16 protein-coding genes and 1 pseudogene are annotated in these 21,077 nt (G+C 59.0%); 11 read left to right on the top strand and 6 right to left on the bottom strand.

All coding sequences use genetic code 11. The annotated features are described in order from the left end of the window. Positions 1-4 precede the first annotated feature (4 nt). From VHO05_RS07890 to rfbA, 6 genes are read left to right on the top strand one after another with little or no spacing between them, the layout of a single operon-like run. Positions 5-943 (top strand): glycosyltransferase family 2 protein, encoded by a 939-nt coding sequence (locus VHO05_RS07890; protein WP_329646055.1) that lies wholly within the window; start codon positions 5-7, stop codon positions 941-943. Continuing rightward, complete coding sequence (locus tag VHO05_RS07885; RefSeq protein WP_329646054.1) at positions 936-1,559, top strand: class I SAM-dependent methyltransferase; 624 nt, start codon at positions 936-938, stop codon at positions 1,557-1,559. The genes VHO05_RS07890 and VHO05_RS07885 overlap by 8 nt, the downstream gene beginning before the upstream one ends. Next, positions 1,556-2,221, top strand: coding sequence for an acetyltransferase (locus tag VHO05_RS07880; RefSeq protein ID WP_329646053.1), 666 nt, complete (start codon positions 1,556-1,558; stop codon positions 2,219-2,221). Before VHO05_RS07885 ends, VHO05_RS07880 begins: the two co-directional genes overlap by 4 nt. Before the next feature lie 3 nt (positions 2,222-2,224). Then, complete coding sequence (locus VHO05_RS07875) at positions 2,225-3,136, top strand: hypothetical protein (protein ID WP_329646052.1); 912 nt, start codon at positions 2,225-2,227, stop codon at positions 3,134-3,136. 44 nt (positions 3,137-3,180) lie between these two features. Further along, complete coding sequence (gene rfbB, locus VHO05_RS07870; protein WP_329646051.1) at positions 3,181-4,293, top strand: dTDP-glucose 4,6-dehydratase; 1,113 nt, start codon at positions 3,181-3,183, stop codon at positions 4,291-4,293. A 3-nt stretch (positions 4,294-4,296) separates the two neighbouring features. Then, positions 4,297-5,172, top strand: a complete 876-nt coding sequence (gene rfbA, locus VHO05_RS07865; RefSeq protein ID WP_329646050.1) for a glucose-1-phosphate thymidylyltransferase RfbA — start codon at positions 4,297-4,299, stop codon at positions 5,170-5,172. Positions 5,173-5,178: 6 nt separating this feature from the next. On the opposite strand, the gene VHO05_RS07860 is transcribed toward rfbA, so the two are convergent. Further along, positions 5,179-5,892 carry a phosphatase PAP2 family protein gene (locus tag VHO05_RS07860; protein ID WP_329646049.1) on the bottom strand — a complete coding sequence of 238 codons (714 nt, stop codon included), beginning with the start codon at positions 5,890-5,892 and terminating at the stop codon, positions 5,179-5,181. Positions 5,893-6,066: 174 nt separating this feature from the next. Here VHO05_RS07860 and VHO05_RS07855 point away from each other — a divergent pair, with 174 nt between their 5' ends. The 5 genes and pseudogenes from VHO05_RS07855 to VHO05_RS07840 all read left to right on the top strand — a co-directional run bounded on the left by VHO05_RS07855 (position 6,067) and on the right by VHO05_RS07840 (position 11,585). Next, positions 6,067-6,996 (top strand): diacylglycerol/lipid kinase family protein, encoded by a 930-nt coding sequence (locus tag VHO05_RS07855; RefSeq protein ID WP_329646048.1) that lies wholly within the window; start codon positions 6,067-6,069, stop codon positions 6,994-6,996. Positions 6,997-7,193: 197 nt separating this feature from the next. Next, entirely contained in the window at positions 7,194-9,500 is a 2,307-nt protein-coding gene (locus VHO05_RS07850; protein ID WP_329646047.1) for an FdhF/YdeP family oxidoreductase, read from the top strand. Beyond that, positions 9,497-9,817 (top strand): hypothetical protein, encoded by a 321-nt coding sequence (locus VHO05_RS07845; protein WP_329646046.1) that lies wholly within the window; start codon positions 9,497-9,499, stop codon positions 9,815-9,817. The genes VHO05_RS07850 and VHO05_RS07845 overlap by 4 nt, the downstream gene beginning before the upstream one ends. Positions 9,818-9,885: 68 nt before the next feature. Further along, a pseudogene (locus tag VHO05_RS20225) lies at positions 9,886-10,509 on the top strand (DUF6270 domain-containing protein); the annotation flags it as partial. Positions 10,510-10,544: 35 nt separating this feature from the next. Then, entirely contained in the window at positions 10,545-11,585 is a 1,041-nt protein-coding gene (locus tag VHO05_RS07840) for a D-glucuronyl C5-epimerase family protein (RefSeq protein ID WP_329646045.1), read from the top strand. A 51-nt stretch (positions 11,586-11,636) separates the two neighbouring features. Here the strand turns inward: VHO05_RS07840 and VHO05_RS07835 are convergent, their stop codons facing one another. The 5 genes from VHO05_RS07835 to VHO05_RS07815 form a co-directional block, all read right to left on the bottom strand. Beyond that, a complete protein-coding gene (locus VHO05_RS07835; protein ID WP_329646044.1) occupies positions 11,637-14,243 on the bottom strand; it encodes an FkbM family methyltransferase in 2,607 nt (868 codons plus the stop codon). 1 nt (position 14,244) lies between these two features. Next, entirely contained in the window at positions 14,245-15,333 is a 1,089-nt protein-coding gene (locus VHO05_RS07830; RefSeq protein ID WP_329646043.1) for a glycosyltransferase family 2 protein, read from the bottom strand. A gap of 350 nt (positions 15,334-15,683) precedes the next feature. Further along, positions 15,684-16,754 (bottom strand): hypothetical protein, encoded by a 1,071-nt coding sequence (locus VHO05_RS07825; RefSeq protein ID WP_329646042.1) that lies wholly within the window; start codon positions 16,752-16,754, stop codon positions 15,684-15,686. Between the two features lie 97 nt (positions 16,755-16,851). Beyond that, complete coding sequence (locus VHO05_RS07820) at positions 16,852-18,426, bottom strand: hypothetical protein (RefSeq protein WP_329646041.1); 1,575 nt, start codon at positions 18,424-18,426, stop codon at positions 16,852-16,854. A 492-nt stretch (positions 18,427-18,918) separates the two neighbouring features. Beyond that, positions 18,919-21,075 carry a xanthine dehydrogenase family protein molybdopterin-binding subunit gene (locus VHO05_RS07815; protein ID WP_329646040.1) on the bottom strand — a complete coding sequence of 719 codons (2,157 nt, stop codon included), beginning with the start codon at positions 21,073-21,075 and terminating at the stop codon, positions 18,919-18,921. Positions 21,076-21,077 lie beyond the last annotated feature (2 nt).

Below are 21,077 nucleotides of genomic sequence, written 5' to 3'. Positions count from 1 at the left end.
TTCGTTGAGTATCGTCACGACCGTCTTCAGGTCGGAACAGACGATCGAAGAATTCGCGAAACGCGCACTAGCGGCTGCCGAGGACGTCGCAACTGAGGTCGAGCTTATCGTTGTTGACGACGGGAGCCCCGACCGTTCCGCAGAGCGCGTGCGGGATCTGGCAGATCTCGACAGCCGCGTCGTCCTCGTCCAGCTCAGCAAGAACTTTGGACATCATCGCGCGCTTCTGACGGGCCTGGAGCACGCCAAAGGCGACATGGTCTTCCTGCTCGATAGCGACCTGGAGGAAGCGCCGGAAAATCTCGCTCCGATGTTGGCCGAGATGCGTGCGGCGAGGGCCGACTGCGTCTACGGCGTTCAGAACGTGCGCAAAGGCAACTGGTTCGAACGCACGAGTGGCGAGCTGTTCTACAAGCTGTTCGGCATCCTGAGTGACGTTGAGCTGCCGCGAAATGTTTCGACCATTCGCGTGATGAGTAAGCGCTACGTCAACTCACTGCTGCTCTTTCGAGATCAGAACCCGGTCCTCGTGCCGCTGACGCTCATCACGGGGTATCGCCAGGTTCCGTACCACTTCGAGAAGCGATCTCTGGCGCCGACCACCTATTCGATCCGCAAGCGCATCGGGCTGCTCGTGCTCTATGTCACGAGCTTCAGCGGCCGGCCGCTCTACATGATGTTCGCTTTTAGCATCGTGCTTGCGAGCGTCGGCATCATTTTCGGAGCGTACGTAATCCTGAAGGCACTCACGGGACCCGTGCAGTCCGGCTGGTCGTCGCTCATGGCCACGATCATCTTCTTCTTCAGTCTCAATGCACTCTTTACCGGGATAATCGGCCTCTACCTCAAGCGCATTCTCGAAGAGGTGAAGGACAGGCCGCGCACGATCGTCCAGGAGGTCTACCGAAAGTCCGTGGCGGAGCGGGAGGTAGAGCATGGCTGATCTATTGGGCGATGTGGCGAAGTATTACACCGAGAAACTGCGCGCACACGGCGAGACGCCGAACGGTGTGGACTGGAATAGCGAGGAAGGCCAAGTGCTGCGCTTTGAGCAGCTGGCCAAGGTCATCGATGGCTCGGTCCCGTTTTCGATCAGCGATCTCGGATGCGGATACGGCGCATTCTACGGCTATCTGTCGAAACGGTTCTCACGGTTCGCATACATTGGATGCGACGTATCTGAGGCAATGACCGAGGCCGCCGCACGCCGGTTTCCGGACGCCAATGCAAAATTCGTGGTCGCCGCAGAGCCGCCTGAGTCATGCGATTTCGCTGTCGCCAGCGGGATTTTCAACGTCAAGCTCGGATCGGCGGACGCGGAGTGGTTGAAACACGTGCATGCGACGCTCGATGTTCTCGATCGCGCGGGCAAGCGCGGCTTTGCCTTCAACTGCTTGACCAGCTACTCGGACAAGGAGCGCATGCGCGAGGATCTGTTTTACGGTGATCCGTGCCGCTTGTTCGATCTCTGCAAGCGGCGCTATTCGAAACAGGTCGCTTTGTTGCACGACTACGGGCTCTACGAGTTTACGATCCTGGTCAGGAAGCCTCAGCCATGAAGAAGCCGCTGATCATATTCGGAGCAGGCGATATCGCGGAACTTGCACACTACTACTTCACCAATGATTCAGACTTCGAGGTGAAGGCCTTTACGGTCGATCGAGAGTTCGTCTCGTCTGCGGAGTTCAAGGGGCTTCCTGTCGTTCCTTTCGATGAGCTGGAGCAGCGCTACCCGGCCACCGACAACTGGCTGTTTGTGGCGTTGAGCTACGCCAAGCTCAACGAGCTTCGGCGCGCGAAGTACAACGCGGGCAAGACGCTCGGATACCGTTTCGCCAGCTATGTCAGCTCACACGCAAATGTCTTGAATGATGGCCGCATCGGCGAGAACTGTTTTGTCCTTGAGGACAATACGGTGCAGCCCTTCGCAACGGTCGGAAACAATGTCACGCTGTGGAGCGGCAATCACATCGGGCATCATTCGACGATCGGCGATCATACGTTCATCGCCTCCCACGTTGTTGTGTCGGGTGGCGTCGTGATTGGAGAGGCCTGCTTCATCGGCGTGAACGTCACCCTCCGCGACCACATCAAAGTCGGCGATAAATGCGTGCTCGGTGCGGGCGTGATGTTGCTCGGCGACGCTGAGTCTGAAGGCGTTTACATGGCGGCCGCGACGGAGCGCTCGCGCGTGCCGAGTTCCAAGCTCAGGAAAATCTGAGTAATGGCGCGGTGGCGAAAACTTGGCCGTATCTATGAACCGCGGGCCATCCATCCCAAGCTTGTGAGTCACGCGGCAAACCCGCTCGCCGTACCGCTCGGTGGCGATCTCTACCGCATTTATTTCAGCAGCCGCGACGAGGAGAAGAGATCGTCCGTCGGCTTCGTCGATTTCGACATGGCAAAGCGCGAGATCGTCCGCGAGTGCAAGGAGCCCGTGATCGAGCATGGGCCACGGGGCAGCTACTACGAACACGGCATCAGCGTTGGCTGCTGGTATGAGGTGGATGGCCAACGCTACATCCTCTTTATGGGGTGGCAGAATCCTCCCGGTGGCCACTGGCGAGGCGACATTGGGCGGCTGTGCATCGAGCCTGATGGATCCTTGACGCCCGACGGTGCCACGCCTCTTCTTGGATCGAACGAGATCGATCCGATCAGCCTGTCCTACCCCTGGGTGGAGCGCAGGCCTGAAGGCGGCTACCGCATGTGGTACGGATCCACGGTGTCCTGGGACGCCGGAAACGGAGAGATGTTGCACGTGATCAATCACGCAGTCTCGCAGGACGGCCATCATTGGCACCGGGAAGGTCTCGCAGTGCCGTTCGCATTGGGCGAGGTTCAAGCCTTTTCACGGCCGACGGTCGTTGGAGACGCCGCCTCCGGCTATCGTATGTGGTTCTCCTACCGTGGCGCGCCTGGGCGGACTTACAGGATCGGATGCGCCGCAAGCCGGGATGGCGAAGCGTGGTCCCTCCGCATGACCGAAAGTGGCATTGATGTCTCCGCCGAAGGATGGGATTCCGAAATGATTGAATATCCATTTGTTTTTCGGCACGGCGGACAGGTTTTCATGCTGTACAATGGCAACGGCTTCGGCCAGACCGGGTTCGGTTTGGCAGTGCTGGAGGACTAAGTTGGCGCGCTGGTGCCGCGACGCTCAGGGGGAAAGTTTTTCGGATGACCGCCAACGAAAAAAGTGGGCGTGTAATTGCGGTCACGGGCGGAGCCGGCTTCATTGGGTCCGCGGTCTGCCGCCGCCTTGCACGCAACCGGCAGGATCGCATCGTCAACATCGACAAACTGACCTACGCGGGCAACCTTGACAATCTCTCCGAGATTGCGGAGGCGCCGAACTATGTCTTCTATCGACAGTGCATCTGCGACGGCCCTGCCGTCCTCGAGATCCTGCGCCGTGAGCGCGTCGACGCTATCCTCCATCTCGCGGCCGAAAGCCATGTCGATCGCTCGATCGAAGGCGCTGCGGTGTTTCTTGAAACCAACGTGATCGGCACCTTCGCGATGTTGGAGGCTGCGCGAACTTATTGGAGCGAGCTACCGGCCGATCGGGCTGAGCGCTTTCGCTTCGTTCACGTCTCCACCGACGAGGTGTACGGCGATCTACAGCCGGGAGACGCAGCCTTCCACGAAGATACGCCCTACGATCCGCATTCGCCTTATTCAGCCAGCAAGGCCTCTGCCGATCATCTGGTTAGCGCTTGGCGTTCCACCTATGGCCTCCCGGTGATCATCACCAACTGTTCGAACAACTACGGGCCTTACCACTTTCCGGAAAAACTGATCCCGCTCGTTATTCTCAATGCACTCGACGAGCGGCCGCTGCCCGTCTACGGCACAGGCGAGAACATTCGCGACTGGTTGTTCGTGGACGATCACGCCGAGGCACTCGAAGTCGTGCTCAATTCCGGCACCTCGGGCCGGAAATACAACATTGGCGGCGCCGCCGAGAAAACCAACATCGATGTCGTGCGAACCATCTGCTCGGTCTTGGACGAAATCGTCCCGCGCGCCCAAGGGCGCTACGCGGATCTCATCACCTTCGAGGCGGACCGCCCCGGCCATGATTTCCGCTACGCCATAGACGCACGCCGGATCGACGAGGAGCTGGGTTGGCGTCCGCGTGAAACCTTCGAGACCGGGATTCGCAAGACGATCCGCTGGTTCCTCGAAAACCAATGGTGGTGGGAGCCTATCCGCAGCCACAGTTACGGAGGTGAGCGCCTTGGCCTCCTTCGCTCGGATTCCACGAAGCTCGCGACGCAGGGACACTAGCCGATGAAGGGGATCATTCTTGCCGGAGGAAGGGGCACGCGCCTTTATCCACTGACACTGGCCGTCAGCAAACAGCTTATGCCGGTGTACGACAAGCCGATGATCTATTATCCGCTCACCGTGCTGATGCTTGCTGGAATCCGAGAGATCCTGATCATCTCGATGCCGGAAGATTTGCCCCTCTACAGACGCTTGCTCGGCGATGGATCGCAGTGGGGCATTCAGATCGCCTATGCCGAGCAGCCAAAGCCGGATGGCCTGGCCCAGGCGTTTCTGATCGGTGAAGAGTTCATCGCGGGCAATCCGTGTGCGCTCGTGCTCGGAGACAACATCTTCTTCGGCCAAGGCTTGAGGGAATTGGTGCAAAGCGCGGGCTCGCGCACCCGCGGGGCGACGATCTTCAGCTATCGCGTCAACGATCCGGAACGCTACGGCGTCGTCGAGTTTGACGCCACAGGAAAGGCGATCGCAATCGAGGAGAAGCCCAAGCGCCCGCGCAGCCATTGGGCCGTCACCGGCCTCTACTTCTACGACGCAGATGTCGTCGAGGTTGCCAAGCAGGTCCGCCCCTCCGCGCGCGGCGAGCTCGAAATCACGAGCGTCAATCAAGCGTATCTCGAGCGCGGCACGCTTCAGGTGGAGCGTATGGGACGCGGCTTCGCGTGGTTCGATACCGGCACGCACGAGAGCCTTCTCGACGCGTCGTCCTATGTGCGAACCATCGAGCAGCGCCAGGGCTTGAAAATCGCAAGCCCGGAGGAAGTTGCCTTCACGCTGGGTTACATTGACCGAAAGGCTCTCGCAGGGCTGGCAGCCGCTTACGCATCCTCGCAGTACGGCTCCTACCTCCAGAGCATCGTCGAAGAAAGCGCAGAGTAGGCGAAATCAGCGCCTGGTCCCGCTCGGTTGAAGCCTCAGCAACACGTACCAGCAAAGCAGCGCCCAGCAGGCGCCCACCGCCCAGCCCGCGAGCACGTCCGTAGGCCAGTGAACGCCGAGATAGACCCGGCTCATGCCGATCATCAGCGTCAGCATGGTGCAGACGATGAATATGAAGACCTTCGCGGGATAGCTCGCTTCGACGCGCGCCAGCATCATTCCGAGCAGCAGATAGACGATGGCCGAATTCGCCGAATGGCCGGAAGGAAAGCTCTCCGTCGAAACGTAGGTTCCATGCGCCACGATATCCGGGCGCGGGCGAGCAAAGCCGAATTTGAGGAGACGATTGAGTAGGGCACCCGCAGAGACCGCCACGACAAGAAACAGAGCCTTCTGCGGCCGGTCGACCATCCAGAGATAGCCCGCCACGATAACGACGGCGAGCGTGAGAACCACTGTGCCTCCGAGTGCGCTGATGTCGCGCACCATCTCCTCGAACCATTCAGGTCCTATGGGATTTGCAAGATCGCCCGGCTCTCGCAGCGCGAGCAAAAGCCACTCGTCGAACGCCCGGGTATCACCTTCCATGACGGCATGCGCCAGTACTGCGAAAGCTAGTCCCGCGCAGGCGAGGAGCGCCACCAGCAGGAGGGGTCTCGCCTCGAACCAACGCGCCGGCGAGGATACGCCAACACGGTCTTTTTCAGGCTCGGTCGTCACGTTCCTATCTCCTTCCCTAGGTAGTCGGTGGCGGCTTCGCCGCACTTGCCGCGGCTCGCGACGCAACTATTTCCCGGATGCGGAATTCCATACGAAAACGACGCGATCAATTGCGGGAAACTCAACTTGGTTCAAGCGGCAATCGTTTCAGAAGGCAGCAGCGGGCGGGACCATGTGCAACAGTCCGTCCTCAAAATACATGCCATCGTAAACCTCCGGGCCGGAACCGCGCTGGGAATGCAGCCGGAGACGATCAGGGCCGTCCTCGAAAGGGCTTTCGCCGCAACGGGGCATCAGGTTTCCGTCGAGTGCGTGCCGCCCGAAGAGGTCGAGCGAGCGATCTCTCACGCCGTCTCGACTTCGATCGATGTGCTGGTCATCGGAGGCGGCGACGGTACGATCCGGACGGCGGCCAAGTATCTGATCGGAACCGGGACTGCGCTGGGCATCCTTCCGCTTGGAACCATGAACCGCGTCGCCAAAGATCTCGAAATCCCGCTTCGGCTGGAGGATGCGGCCGCCTATCTCGCGGACGCAACCCCAATCCAGATCGACGTCGCTAAGGTCAATGGCAGCATCTTTCTCTGCAATTCGGTGATGGGAACGACACTCCGGTATTCGGTAGCCCGGGCAAGGTTACGGGGCAGGCCGGCGCTCAACAGAATTCCCAAATACCTCGCGACGATCCGCAACATATTGTCCAGCCGCCGCACAATCGCGATTGTCGTCGACAATGGTGAAGAGCGGCTCGGCATTCGCGCGCTGTCCGTGGTCGTCACCAACAATGGGTATGACGAGACAACCCCCTGGCTGAGGCGCCCCAAACTCGATGGCGGCAAGCTGACGATGTACGTTTCGAAGCATCGCAGCGGCTGGGGAATGGCGAAGGCGCTGGCGCGCGCCATCATCGGCAGCTGGCACGGCGACCCTGAAATGGCGAAACTCACCGGATCGAGCTTCGTGATCCACGCCAAGAACCGGCGCAAGCGGCTCGCCAATGACGGCGAACTAGGCAAGTTCGACATGCCGCTGAGGTACGAGGTGATGCCCCGCGCGCTGACGGTCCTGACCAAGGGCGCCTCGGACCTAAGCCAAAAAGACTGACCAACGGAGTACCCAAAGTAGGCGGTCGCGAGATTTTACGCCGCAGCAACGGAGCAATTTGGGTCACCGGTAAGGCTTTATAGACCCGGTCTGCTGTTTCCGCATGACTGCCATAACCCTCGCGTCCGTTGCGGAAAAATTCAATTTCGCACATGCACAACGACAGTCTCTGCATGATGATCGTTGGATGCGACGCAATGGGTAAGCCGGAATTCATTGGCAAGAAGTCGAAGGCCGCGGGTGGCTGGGGCGCTCTCAAGAGCTGCGGCAAGAAGCTATTGGCCAGCGGTGCGCCGTTGTCCGGCGCGGCGGCCATGCTCAAGGCCAACCAGCCGGACGGCTTCGATTGCCCCGGCTGCGCGTGGGGCGACCCCGAGCACGGCTCGTCCTTTGAATTCTGCGAGAACGGCGTCAAGGCCGTGGCCTGGGAAGCGACCGACAAGCGTGTTCGCCCTGACTTTTTCGCCAGTCATACGCTGACCGAGTTGCGCGGCTGGACGGATTACGAGCTTGAGCGCCAGGGCCGCCTGACCCATCCGATGCGCTACGACCGCGCCACCGACACCTATGTCCAGATCAGCTGGGATGACGCATTCGCCGAGATCGGAAGCGTCCTCAAAAGCCTCAATAGCCCCGACCGCGCAGAGTTCTACACCTCCGGTCGCGCCTCGAACGAGGCTGCCTACGTCTATCAGCTCTTCGTGCGCCTCTATGGCACGAACAACTTTCCCGACTGCTCGAACATGTGCCATGAGGCCAGCGGCGTTGCGCTCGAGCAGGCCATCGGCATCGGCAAGGGCACCGTTGTGCTCGAAGATTTTGAGAAGGCCGACGCGATTTTCGTAATCGGCCAGAACCCCGGCACCAACCATCCGCGCATGCTGGGAGACCTGCGCCGCGCGGCACTCCGTGGCGCGAAGGTGGCCGTCTTCAATCCCGTTCGCGAAAAGGGGTTGGAGCGTTTCGCCGACCCTCAGGACAAGCTCGAAATGCTGACTGGCGGCTCGAAGGCGATCGCCAGCGAGTACTATCAGGTTCGCATCGGGGGCGATATGGCCGCCGTGCGCGGCATGGCCAAGGCCGTCTTCGCAGCCGATGCAGCAGCCATCGCGGCGGGCAATCCCTCGGTGCTCGACCACGGCTTCCTGAGTCAACACACATCAGGCTTCGAGCTCTATAGGGCCAGCGTGGAAGCCACGAGCTGGGACGAGATCGAAGACCAGTCAGGCCTGACCCGCTCCCAGTTGGAACACCTTGCCGGAATCTACATCGCGTCCGAGCGCACAATTTGCACGTGGGCGATGGGTGTTACGCAACATCGCCACTCTGTAGCGACGATCCGCGAGATCTCGAACTTCATGTTCTTGCGCGGCAACGTCGGCCGTCCGGGCACCGGTCTTTGCCCGGTTCGCGGTCATTCGAACGTGCAAGGCGATCGCACGGTCGGCATCAACGAAAAGCCGAGCGCGGCTTTCCTCGACTCTCTCGAGAAGGAATTCGGCGTGTCGATGCCGCGCCGTCATGGCCACAACGTTCTGGCTTCGATTGGCGCGATGCTCGATGGCTCGTCCCAGGCCTTCATCGGCCTCGGCGGCAACTTCGCCCGCGCAACGCCGGACAGCCAGCTCATCGCCAAGGCGCTCATGAGCCAGAAGCTGACCGTGAACATCGCGACGAAGCTCAATCACTCGCACCTGCTGCCGGGCGAGGTGAGTTACATCCTGCCGTGTCTCGGCCGCACCGAGATCGACCGCAACGCCAAGGGCGTCGCACAGATCGTCACCGTCGAAGACTCCATGAGCATGGTGCACGGTTCGGGCGGCATCAACAAACCCGCTTCCCCGGAGTTGCGCTCGGAAGTCGGCATCATCGCCGGCATCGCCGCCGCGACGGTGGGTTCGGATGTCGTGGACTGGGCAGCGCTGGGACAAAACTACGATCTGATCCGCGACCGGATCGCACGCACCATCCCGGGTTTCCACGGCTACAACGAACGCGTGCGCAAGCCACGCGGTTTCCGCCTCTACAATGCGGTCGAGCATCGCGTTTGGAACACGCGCTCTCGAAAAGCCACGTTCTCCACGGACCGTCTTCCCAAGCAAACAGAGCATCAGAGGGCGGCGGGCGAGGAAGGTCTCTTCGTTCTGCAGACTTTCCGCTCACACGATCAGTACAACACAACGGTCTACGGCCTCGATGACCGCTATCGCGGCATTTACGGCGAACGTCAGATCGTGTTCGTCAATCCGGACGATCTTGCCGAGATCGGAGCCGCGGCGGGCGACCGCGTCGACGTCATTGGCCGCCACAACGATGGCATCGAACGCGTAGCAGAAAGCTTCCGCGTCGTTCCCTACGATCTGCCGCGCGGGTCCGTAGCGGGGTATTATCCCGAGCTGAACGTCCTTGTGCCGTTGTCGAGTGCGGGCGAGCAGAGCGATACGCCGACCTCCAAATCGGTGCTCGTCTCGTTCCGCTTGTCGCAGCAATTGCAAGCGGCATGAGCGTCGCGGCGACAGAAGAGCTTTCAGAGGCGGAATTCATGCAGATGGTCTCGACCGTCTGCGCCGCCGACGCATCTCTGACGCCGCTTGGCGCCGCACTTATTGTTGCGCTCCATACTGGCATCGCGCGGGACACGCGCACCTTCGCACGCAAGCTCGGCATCGAGCACGCGCTTGTCCTCCGTGAAGTTTCGAGCCTTTCCGATGCCGGGCTTGTTGCCGTAACCGCCCGCAACGCCCGCACCCAACGCACAGAGCTGGCTTTGACTTCTGCTGCAGAACCCGTTCTGTATTCAGTTGCAAAAGTGCATAAATAACAATCATAGATTGCATTTTACGGCGCACACAAGCTATCCTCGCCGGTACTACTGGGGAGCAATGTATCGTGCCCACGGCATTCGTATTGGGCAGCTGCGTGACAAGGGACTGTTTTGAAGTCCCGGATCGCAAAAGCCTGACCTGTTCGAATTATTTCGCGAGATCATCGCTAATTAGCGTGATGGCTCCACCCTGCATCTTGGAACGACGCGATTTTTTCGCTGATAATAATTTCGCGCACAAAGCAATATGTCGCGACTTTGACAAAGAACTTCTCGCGGCCATTGAGAGTGCGGACTACGATCTCTTTGTGATTGATTATGTCGACGAGAGATTCCCCGTCCTTGAGTATAGGGGCTCTTATGTGACTCGCAGTCACGAGCTCGAAAGGTCTGGAATTTTGTCGCCTAAAGAAATGGCTGCAGCGGTCGTAAGCCGATTTTCGGCTCGTTCAGATCGGCTTTGGCAGCAAGCTTGCCGCTCATTTGTTAGAAGCCTGCGCCGGGCTCTGAGGGGGCGGCCAGTGGTTTTGCATCGCGCGCTGTGGGCCAAGACATATCAAATGAGCGAGCATCGGCTTGTTCCATTTGATTGCTCATGGACGACGAAAATTGCGAGCAATAATAACTTGCTCAACCGATGCTATGATTTCATGAAATCGGAAATGCCAGAAATTATAGACATTGTCGTGCCCGAGGAAAAAATAATTGCGGATGGGGAGCACAAATGGGGACTGCACGCCATTCACTACCTTCCCGACTATTACGCAAGTTTGTATCGATCGCTCGAGGGAATAGCAGCGGCCCGGTGCGGGCCGCAAATGCAACCCAACGAAAGGGTCAAGCTATCTCAAAAGTGAACAGAGCCGTAATTGGCGAGGGTTCCGAGCAGTTAGGGGGCATCGGCCGTTCGCCTTTTCAGGCCGCATACAATTGGAGAGGAGGCTATCTCGATCATCACTGCGAGAACGTCTTCAAATTTAAAGACGCCTCCATCGTTCCGGATAGCTCTGGCATTCCATTGAATCACTACCGGTGGGGCGGCCCATACTATTACATCGTAACCATCGGTCACTACGGGCTCGAATGTTTCAGCAAGTTCATCGTCAACGGTGAGGCGGATGCGATTGCACGGGCCAACGCAGTGGTCGATTGGCTAAAGGCCAACCGAGATTCCACCGGTGCTTGGCCCGTTACGTATGATCACGACTGGTATCCAGGGAGGACAAGGATCATCAGAGCGCCGTGGTACTGCGCTATGGGGCAAGGATTGGCGATGTCCTTCCTCGCCAGAATGTTTGCGCACACCGGTGACGGCTCGTTGGTGCCTGTGATGCAAGACGCTAGCAAGATTTTTCACGTCCCCTCGGAGAAGGGAGGCGTCCGGGCCATGTACAACGGGCATGTGTGGTACGAAGAGTATCCAACTGAGCCCGCCAGTTTTGTCTTGAATGGATATGTCTACGCGCTTCTCGGGCTTTACGACGCAAGCCAGGCCACCGGCGATAGTTCTATAAAGAAGCTCTACGAACAGGGCGTCGAATCTCTGAAGGCGATGCTTTCACTCTATGACTTGGGCTGGTGCACAGCATACGATCTGACACACCATAGCGTACCAGGTGCAGCACCCAACGTTGCGCGATGGCAGTACCACTGGATTCATATACAGTTGCTCAGCGCGCTCTCTCAGATTGAGGGCGACGCTTTCGATAGCTACACCCAACGGTGGTACAAATATCTCTTCGGCGGTAGAATCCAGCAGAATTGAGCTAGCAACATCAGGTGCGCCGCTGCTTCGTGGCCCCATAGTTCCTGAAATTTAGCCTACGGCGCTCGAATGCTGCGCCATGTTTTCGCGCACACGCGTGTGCTCGCTGGGTCGGTCGAGCGACCAATCTCCCGCCTCGCGCAACAAGTTGGTTTGGACCACGTCGTTGAAGTGAAATTCGTCGTAGAGCGATGTCCCGCCTTCGCCCTTTAGAACAATCGGCTTCAACCATTGCCGGGGCCGCGGGATTGCGTACATCGGAATGGAGTTTTTCTTTGCCTTGATGGCAAGCCACAGATCAGCCATGCCCTTTGCCGAGCGGAAGTCCGGCGTCATGGACAGCAGCGACGAATGAAAGCCGACGGTGCCGGTGCCAAGGGCGTTCACACGCACATTCGACGCGAGCTCATCCTTGAAGGAGAATACCCTCCGCCGCTCGCTGAAAAAGCGATCTAACGGATTGGCGAAAATCATGCCGTGCACACCGACGATCGCATCCCGGCAATGCCGCTCGATTTCCTGAACCATGCGCTCGGCATAGTCGTGAGGATACTCGATATCGTCGTCCACCGTGAGGAAATAGCCATCCGGCGCAGTTGACATATGGAAGAACTTCCCAACGTCCCTGAGATCCTCCAGCGTGCCGGCAGCGAGAGCCGTGATGCGCGGGGACCGTAAGAAGCGCGGAACCGATGTATACCCATTGAGATAGATGAACAGGTGATCGACCTGCCCAAGCAGAGAGCCAACCGCTCGCTCAAGGTGCTTCAGACGCGGCGGATAGGTCGCCATGAAGGCATGTATAGGCTGTCTGTCGAAAGTGCCATTGGCGACTTTGATTGCATCGTCGACCGGAAACGGCCGAAGCGTCACGGGAAACGGCACGTAGGGACGTCGTCCCGCAGCCTTAACCTTCGCATGCCAAGCGCTGTACTCCTCGACGTAGCGGCGGCGTGGTTTCGAAAGAAAATCCGCCTCATCTCCGGAGAGGGACACCGAGGTCTCGGTCGTGGTTGTCAGTGAGTTGGCGCGCGCCGCCGCGATGTAAAGCGGTTCCTCGACGCGTTTCAGTGTCTTCGCGCCGTACACAAGTTTGATGCGTTCGAGATACTCGTCATCGGCCGAGGTGCGGACCGTATCGAAGTAGCCGATCTCGCGCACAACGTCTCGCTTGATCATGAGCGAGATGAGGGCTGTCCGCTCGCGAAGGCCGCGATTTAGAACGACATTCCCGTCGGGATCTACGCGAATGCAATTGCAGATCGACGCAACGGAGCCGTTGACGCGGATCGCCTCGATCTGCTTCTCAATTCGCCGCTCATCCGACGTGTCGTCGCTATCCATGAACGTAATCAGCTCGCCCCGCGCTTCGAGCATCGCGCTGTTTTTGGCCCAGTAGGTTCCGAGATTTCTAGGGTTACGTATGAGGCGTACGCGCGGATCCTGAGCTGCGATGTTTTCGATTTTATCCTGCGTCGCATCGGAGCTTGCGTCATCGACGACCAGGATGTCGAGGTTCGAATGGCTCTGCTGGAGTAGGGACTGAAGTGCCGCGTCAATATGCGATTGCGAATTGAAGGTCGTGACGATGACGGTAACCAGCGGATTGGAGGAGACGGCAGTGGAGGGAGACACCGGCCGACGCCAATGCCGCTCCATGCGAGAGGTCGGTCGACTAGAGAGGGGACTCTTCGCCGTTAGGCGCGATAGCCTCGTTGCGGCGGCAGACTTGATGCGGCGGAGGGTGGACACTGAAAAAAACAACGCGCGGAATAAAGGACCAGCCAAGACTTTCCGCAGACGGTCGTGCTGCCGGCGAATCTCTCTCGCGTCGCGCTCGATCGCAGAAAGTTTCCTGGCCGTCTCTTGCAGCCGGCTCTCCATATCCCGCGCCAGTTGGAGGTGTCTGCGCTCTTGTGCACGAGCGGTCATTTGCGCTCTGAGCGTCATGGTGGCTGCGAGGCGCGCCAGGCGTTCGAGTTCTTCCGCGGTCCGGGACGGACTGAAGAGATAGGTGTCAGTAGCAGCAAACACAGAGATTGGAGTGTAGTCGTGCCGTTTCAGAAGGTTGGCAACAGTATCGAACTCGGTCGCATTGGCGGCCTCGACGACGATCAGTGGCCGGTTCGCCTCCAGAAAGCGCCGGGCTCCTTCGAGGATGGCAACCTCCATCCCCTCCGCGTCGATTTTGAGCATTGCTACAGGATCTGTGAAAGTTTCGTTGTCGAGCGTGGAAAGGATCAGATCGCCGTCATCGTGCTGGGTGAGACGCGAAGAGCCGAGATTGAAGGCGATTTGTAACGTCGAGGAGGCATGGCCTATATCCGATGAAAGGCCAACGGACCGGATCTCCACGAGATCGCGCAGACCATTGAGCGAGACGTTCGTGCGTAGATAATCCAGCGCCTCAGCCAAAGGTTCGAAAGCAACAACACGGCAATTCATGATGTTGGAAAAGAAGAGCGTGTGATTGCCGATATTCGCCCCAACATCGACAACTAGACTGCCAGGCGGGACGGCATCGTGAAGTGCGGAAAGCAGATCTTCCTCATAGAAGCGGCTGGTTTCACGGACGATATTTCCGATATGGTCTCGATCCGGCACTCGTATTGCGAGCGACTTGTCCTTCCAAGCCAGTGTTGCGTGAATTCCCAGCATATCACGTCTCATTTGCACTTTTACCTTCGCACTCGACAGGATGAATCTCGGCCTGGTTCGCCAGCATCGAAAGAGGCGCCTCGAACTTCCGCTGCGTTTGGGGGAAGGCGATGTAAGCGTCGCCTTGCCGAAGGGTCGAATGCCACTTCTGCCACCGGGCGCGGTATTGCATCCTGACAGCGGAACCGAGGCCCGTCTGTTCGGCGCCGGTCAGGCTCGTGTCGGAACTCAGGCAAAGCATCGAGACAACGCGATCGGTTCGGAATTTATTGCCGAGTAGAAGACGGGCGCGGCCGATCAATTCACTGTCCGCGGCAAAGCGCACCGAATCCCAATGTCCAAGGTTCAAGTCGAACCAGCGCTTCTCGAAAAGCGCTGACACCGAAGCAAGGCGAGCGGCACCGTCGAACGACCATCTCGAAATCGGACCGAAGCCCGGCAAGTGGCCGTCGCGGCGCAAACGAAGCATGGAGGACCAAGTCGCTTTCGCTCCGCGTTTGGAAGTGAGGGAGGCCATCTGGCGTTCGATCCGTTGAGGATGCGCCCAGTCGTCGGCGTCATGGCAGGTAATGAAGTCGCCAGTTGCGACTGAGAGAGCGTGATTCCTGCCAACGTAGGGACCCACATTGACTCGGCTCCTCAAGAGCCTCATGCGAGGATCCGCGGCAGCAAGCGACTGCAGCATCGCCCAGGTGCTATCCGTGCTGGCGTCATCGACAACGATCAGCTCCAGATTTCTCCAGGTTTGCCCGAGGATCGAAAGAACCGCGTGGGTGAGGGTGTCCTCCGCATTGAATGCAGTCATGATCACGCTCACGCGCGGGCCATGCGTAACGGCCGAAGCCTGCCGAGCAGAGAGCCGCAGGAAGCGGCCGTTGCGGTCCCCAGGCTGCAGCACCACCGGTGACAGTTTGAATTGAGCGAGGTAGGCGTTCAGCCCGGCGAGCCATGCGGTGTCCTCATGGAGAGAAGCGTTGGCCTGCAGAAGGTGTCGCGTGAAGCGGGTTTCGGGGCTTCCGTGCAAATCCAGAAAGGCGAGCGCATCCTGATAGGAGCGGGAGAGGGCGATATCGGAAGCATCTCTGAGCAAAGAGCCGCGTTGGACATGCGGTTGACGCGATGACCCGCGGACAAATCGATGAAATGCAAACCCGCCCAAGTCTAGCGGAAGCCGGATCCAATCAAGGGGAGACGCTGCGCAGTGAGAGAGCATTCGTCCAAATTGGTACGTGGCCGAGTTTTCGACGTTGTGCAAACGTTGTTTCCAATGACGGCTGAGTTCCGTTTCTCGTTCTAGCGCCAGCTCCAGCCCGTGCAGACGATCGAATAGCTCCTGGCGCTCCCGAAGGAGGACATCCAGTTCAGGCATCTGCACATCCCCCGGAAGATATGCGCCGCAGATTGATGTTCTCTCTCCCGCCAAAGACGTGCTCCTCGCTCTCAATGCAGCAAGCGACCGGCAGCAACAGGCGCAGCCAACAGGACCAAGCGTCGATAGTCTTTGCTGAGCGCGAAGGCATGCGTGGAAACCGCACGCGCCTGCGACATTGCAAATCGAAGCGCGAACATGAGGAGCACGGCGTGTGCAATGTCGGTCGCGCTCATCGAATGCCCTCTGAAGTAGAGTGTCGACAGCATCACGAGAACGACAACGCCGTTGCCGATGTCGAGAAAAAGACTGGCAGCGCTCTCGTTGCGATCCTTGAGCCAATGCTCGGCAATGATGTCAGCGTGGCGGCGAGCAACAGCGTTTTCAAGGGATAGGGCATGACGGCCGCTGCTGATTGCGTGACTCATCTCGGATATCAGAGAGGCGTTGCTATCCAGCGTCCGTATTTTTAGCTGTGCCTGCTCGGCGGTCAGGACGTAGGAATTTTCGTGCTGCTTCCAGACGAGCCCTGTTGCGATCGATATCGCAATGAGCACGACAACGCCCGTAACCAAGGGGTCTATTGCGGCGCCGAGCACAATCGCCATCGTGAATGTTGCGCCGGCCACCATTGCCTTGATGAGGTTCGTCTGCGCCTTGCACAGCGCGCTCCAGTCCTGCGTCATGTCCGAGCTGAACTTTGCCGCGAGCTTACTGGCGTCGCCATCTGCCGCCTGTGTCCCGAATAGTCTGCTCGATTGCTCGAGGGCGATCGTCGTGCCGCACTTTGCTGCGACCTGGGTACGGAGGCGCGTATGCAGGTTGCTCGCGACGCTGGCAAGCAGCAGCAGGATGCTTGGAATGCAGATGAGAAATATCACGAAGGCAGGCGTAGCGACGAGTTGAGGAAAATGAGTGGTGAGAAGGCCGGGCATGGTCTCCGGCTTGAGAAGCCAGAGCGCGCATTTGATGGTCGCCATGAGGACGACAATGCTTCCGAGGCGGCTCGCTACGCCGAAGGCAACGGCGGCAAGCAATTGCCATTTGGCTGAGCGAATTTGGTGACGCAGCAGCCAGCCAAACGTCGAGAGATACCGCGACGAGCGCCTAAGGGTAGACAGAACTGTTGGAACGGGTTGCACGGAGCTTAATCCTTGCGGCGATCATCGGGGCACGTGCGGCGGAAGCGTTTCTATCGCGGCTTCTTGCAACCGCCACCGGCCCGACAGAGCCGTTGGTTCACAGTAGATCGGCGACAGAGCGTGTTTTTGCATTCGCGAAATAGTCGAGCATCGCTCCGACATCCAACGCCACTGCGCCGTTCTGGCGAGCTTGCTCAATGAAGACCTTTCCGATGATCCCACCACCAACAAGAACCACATCACCTTTGCCGACTGTGGAGCAAATCTCGGAAAGCACGGCTTCGTAAGAGAAGGGAAGCGGTGTTCTGGTGTTTACGAATGCAGGGTGGTCAGATGTTCTGCGATGAGAGGGGATCGTAAGGACTTTGGAAGCCGGAAAGAGGTCGGCGGCAATTTGCGGGCGCAAACTGGAAATCACGATCGTGCGGGCCCCCGCGACAGACGTCACCCTCTTCAAGTCGTCTCTGCGGAAAATGATCTGATGGATGCGCTCTTCGACGAGATTTGCGCCAGCCCTTGGTCGAACGTTCTGGAGAACGCGCACCAGACCGCGACTGCTAGCAGCGCCACTTAAGTCTCTGGTCAGGAAATGAGTGTCGCGGGCGAACCTGTAGACGCTCGGGATGCCGAGGTAATCGGCGTGCCCAATCGCCGTTCGTAGCCTCGATTGCAGGAGAGCTCTTGTGCTCTGATCGAGTTGGCAGCCCCACCAGTGCTGCTCTCGCAAGCTGTTGTCCGCATCCTCTATAGAGCCCGGCTCTGCTTCGTAGGCGTAAGACTCTCCGTCTCCTAGCCGGAGTAAAGCGAGAGGTCGTTTCTCTTCCACCGCTCTGACAATGTCGCCCAGGATACCATCTGAAATCGATTTGTTCGTTCGCGCCGCCATCAGACTCGTGTCGTGAGCATCGTAGAATGGTTTCACCTTCGATCGGAAATCGTACGCGACCGAAGCCGGCGCTGCTTTGAGAAAGTGATCGACCGATGTGCTGTGATCGCCAGCATCGGAAATAAAGCCGGCAGCAATATCGAGCTCGACAATTCTAAGTCTGTCGAGATTGGTCATGCTGGACTCGAGAGCGCGCCGCCGAACCGCGTAGTTTTCGGGTTCGTTTTTCAGGACGCATCTCAAAATTCCCACCAGGTAAGCCGGGGGGAGGCCTTCCTGGGCAAGGTAAGGGGAGCTGCGGACCAGTTTGTCGGACAACTCGAGATGCTCGGCTTTCAGCATTGCTTGTAGGAGGAGCAGTTCGAGACGCCGCCGGCCGCGGCCCGAGAATGCCCGAACGGCTTCCGTTGCGTGCAGAAGCTGTTGCTCGGAAAGGACCTCACCTTTCTGCTCGGCTTTGAAAAGTTCGATCGCCGTCACCAGATGGGGATCGGAGAGGGAGTGCGCGGCCTCGAATAACTTTTCCGTCGCGAGATGGCGCTTGTCGATGAGTTGGTTGACCGCAACCAGGATTTCGTCGCGGGGAATGACGTCGTCCAAATCGTTGATGGCGGAGGCGACGTCCTGGGAGTGACGCAGGATGAGCTCAATCACCAAGTCGGTGGCGGGCGCCTGGACAGCGTAACGCTTGTTGATGAGAGAGATGAAGGGGTCGAGGTAGTGCCTGGGCAGGATGTCCAAGGCCGCAGCGGCAAATCTCGCCAGCGATTGGTTGAAGTGCACCATCGTTATAAGCCTGCTTGTGGTCGAGCAGGCCCCCCACCTCAAATTAGCTACGCTGCCATCAGCCCAAAGTTGAAGCGGGCTGAACGGAATGACCCAATTTCCGCGCTAGACGCGAGACTCGCTAAATACACGCAAAAGTTGTGGTTGGAGACCACCATAAACCATCTAAACGAGCAAGAGAAAGTTTACACACGCGTAAGGAGAGCTGGTTGCAAGCGTGCCTACGGTCACATGCGCTTGATTTATAGCGATTTTTGAGAAGAAGTGAAATCAGCGGGGGTAGCAGTCCAGTGCACGCTCTAGGTGTGCTCCGCCGCGCGGAGGTGGCCCGGTCTTGCCGGTCAGTTGGGAGGAAGTGCTTCGATCTCGCGTGGGAGCGAAGGGCGGGCAGGCAGCCGCCTAACCCCTGGATCGGATGTGGGCAGGTGTTCCACGGAGAAGTGGAAGGCGCGATGCGCGCCAACTTTGTACGCAGGGAAAGCAGAGCAATTCCTAGACGGACTTTAGCAGCTCAGCCTTGATCGGTAGCTTGCGCAGACGTACTCCCGTTGCGGCATAGACGGCGTTGAGCACGGCTGGCGCAAGCCCTGAGGTGCCAGGTTCTCCGATGCCGCCGGGGTCGGCTTCGCTCTTTACGACTTCCACCTCGATGATGGGCGCTTCGTTGATACGCATGATGCGGTAATCGTCGAAGTTCGATTGCTGGACGCGGCCATCTTTGAGCGTGATCTCGCCCCACAGGGTCGCGGTGAGACCGTAGATAATTCCGCTTTGCATCTGCGCGATGATCGTGTCGGGATTGATCGCGACACCCGTGTCGACCACGCACACGACGCGGTCGACATGCACATCGCCAGATTTCGCGACCGTGACCTCTGCAATCTGAGCCATGTAGCTTCCGAAGGCGTTGTTCACCGACACGCCACGTCCGCGTCTGTCACCAAGAGGCGTGCCCCAACCGGCCATTTCGGCAGCGCGGTTGAGCGCGTACAACGCGCGCGGATTCTTTCCGAGCAGCGCACGACGATAGTCGACGGGATCCCTTTTCGCGGCTGCTGCGAGTTCGTCGATGAAGCTCTCGACCACGTAGACGTTGTGGGTTGGGCCGACGCCCCGCCAAAATGCTGTGGGGATGCCCGGAGGTTCCTCTCTCACGAATTCGACGCGCTTGTTGGGAATATCATACGGCATGTCGACCGCACCATCGACGCCATCCGGGTCGATGCCATCCTTGAACAAGGGCGGGAAAAAACGAGCCATGATCGCGGAACCCGCAATGCGATGGCTCCACGAGATCGGCAGGCCATGCTCATCGAGGCCCGCGGAGAAGCGGTCGTAGTAGTACGGGCGGTACATATCATGCTGGATGTCTTCTTCGCGGCTCCATACGACTTTGACCGGATCCTTTGCTTGCTTGGCGACCAACGCCGCCTGAACGATGAAATCGTACTCCAAGCGGCGCCCGAAGCCGCCGCCGAGTAAGTGATTGTGTAAGCGCACTTGCTCCGGCTTGAGCCCGAGCGTTTGTGCGACCGCCTGCTGAGCGACGGTCGGGATCTGTGTCCCGACCCAGATGTCGCATCCGTCCGGTGTTACGTGCACCGTGCAGTTGATAGGTTCCATTGTCGCGTGCGCAAGGAAAGGAGCCTCATAGATGGCGTCGAGCTTGGTTGCTGATTTGGCGAGCGCGGCCCCCACGTCGCCTTCGGCCTTTGCTACTGCGCCCGAGTTCTGTGATGCCTTTTCCAGGGCCACCACGACATCCGCTGTTGAGACGGAGGCATGAGGGCCGCCGTTGAACGTGACGGCTGCAGCTTCGAGTCCCTGTTTCGCCGCCCAATAGTGGTCGGCGATGACGGCGACGGCATTGTCGAGCTTTGCGACCTGATGCACACCGGGGACTTTCAACGCGGCTGCTTCATCTAAGGAGGCAACCGTGCCCCCGAAGACCGGAGACGCGGCAATGGTGGCGATCTTCATACCCGGAATTTTGACGTCAATTCCGTACATCGCCGTACCATTCACCTTGCCGGACACGTCGAGCCGCTTGGCCGGCGTGCCGATGATGCGAAAGGTCCTCGGATCTTTGAGCTTGATATTGGTGGGGACGGGAAGCTTTGCTGCCGCATCCACCAATTCGCCGTAGGCAATGCGCTGCTTGGTGGCAGGATTGAGCACATGACCGGGCTCGGTGGTCAGCGCGCTTGCATCGATGTTGAGCTTCGCTGCGGCGGCCGAAATCAGCATGGAACGCGCGGCAGAGCCGGCGTGCCGCATCGGCAAGTAGAAGGCTCGAACTGACGACGAATTTCCTGTCGTCTGCACGCCACCGAGGTGAGAGTTGCCGTAGAGTTTGTCGTTGGGGGGAGAGTGATCCACCGACACGTCGGACATATCGATATCGAGCTCTTCAGCAACCAGCATTGGGAGGGACGTGTAGGTGCCTTGACCCATTTCGATCATAGGAGAAACGACGGTCAACTTTCCCAGCCGATCGAGACGGATGAACGCATTAGGCGCAAACAGCTCCCCGCCGTCTGTAGCCTCCGCCGTTGGCACCCACCCGATCAACAAGCCGCCGCCGGCCGCGGCGCCAGCTTGAAGAAAAAAGCGGCGCGATATGTCTGACGCACGAGGCTCGTAGAGCATGG

The organism is Hyphomicrobium sp., assembly GCF_036262015.1.
Classification (GTDB): Bacteria; Pseudomonadota; Alphaproteobacteria; order Rhizobiales; family Hyphomicrobiaceae; genus Hyphomicrobium_C.
This window is presented reverse-complemented; position numbering and strand designations above follow the sequence as displayed.

What these genes read in the sequence shown, in the direction of transcription:
- VHO05_RS07885 (WP_329646054.1), top strand. Translation starts at nt 936, where the DNA reads ATGGCTGATCTATTGGGCGATGTGGCGAAGTATTACACCGAGAAACTG.
- VHO05_RS07880 (WP_329646053.1), top strand. Translation starts at nt 1,556, where the DNA reads ATGAAGAAGCCGCTGATCATATTCGGAGCAGGCGATATCGCGGAACTT.
- VHO05_RS07875 (WP_329646052.1), top strand. Translation starts at nt 2,225, where the DNA reads ATGGCGCGGTGGCGAAAACTTGGCCGTATCTATGAACCGCGGGCCATC.
- rfbB (WP_329646051.1), top strand. Translation starts at nt 3,181, where the DNA reads ATGACCGCCAACGAAAAAAGTGGGCGTGTAATTGCGGTCACGGGCGGA.
- rfbA (WP_329646050.1), top strand. Translation starts at nt 4,297, where the DNA reads ATGAAGGGGATCATTCTTGCCGGAGGAAGGGGCACGCGCCTTTATCCA.
- VHO05_RS07850 (WP_329646047.1), top strand. Translation starts at nt 7,194, where the DNA reads ATGGGTAAGCCGGAATTCATTGGCAAGAAGTCGAAGGCCGCGGGTGGC.
- VHO05_RS07845 (WP_329646046.1), top strand. Translation starts at nt 9,497, where the DNA reads ATGAGCGTCGCGGCGACAGAAGAGCTTTCAGAGGCGGAATTCATGCAG.
- VHO05_RS07840 (WP_329646045.1), top strand. Translation starts at nt 10,545, where the DNA reads ATGGGGACTGCACGCCATTCACTACCTTCCCGACTATTACGCAAGTTT.
- VHO05_RS07835 (WP_329646044.1), bottom strand. Translation starts at nt 14,243, where the DNA reads ATGCTGGGAATTCACGCAACACTGGCTTGGAAGGACAAGTCGCTCGCA.
- VHO05_RS07820 (WP_329646041.1), bottom strand. Translation starts at nt 18,426, where the DNA reads ATGGTGCACTTCAACCAATCGCTGGCGAGATTTGCCGCTGCGGCCTTG.
- VHO05_RS07815 (WP_329646040.1), bottom strand. Translation starts at nt 21,075, where the DNA reads ATGCTCTACGAGCCTCGTGCGTCAGACATATCGCGCCGCTTTTTTCTT.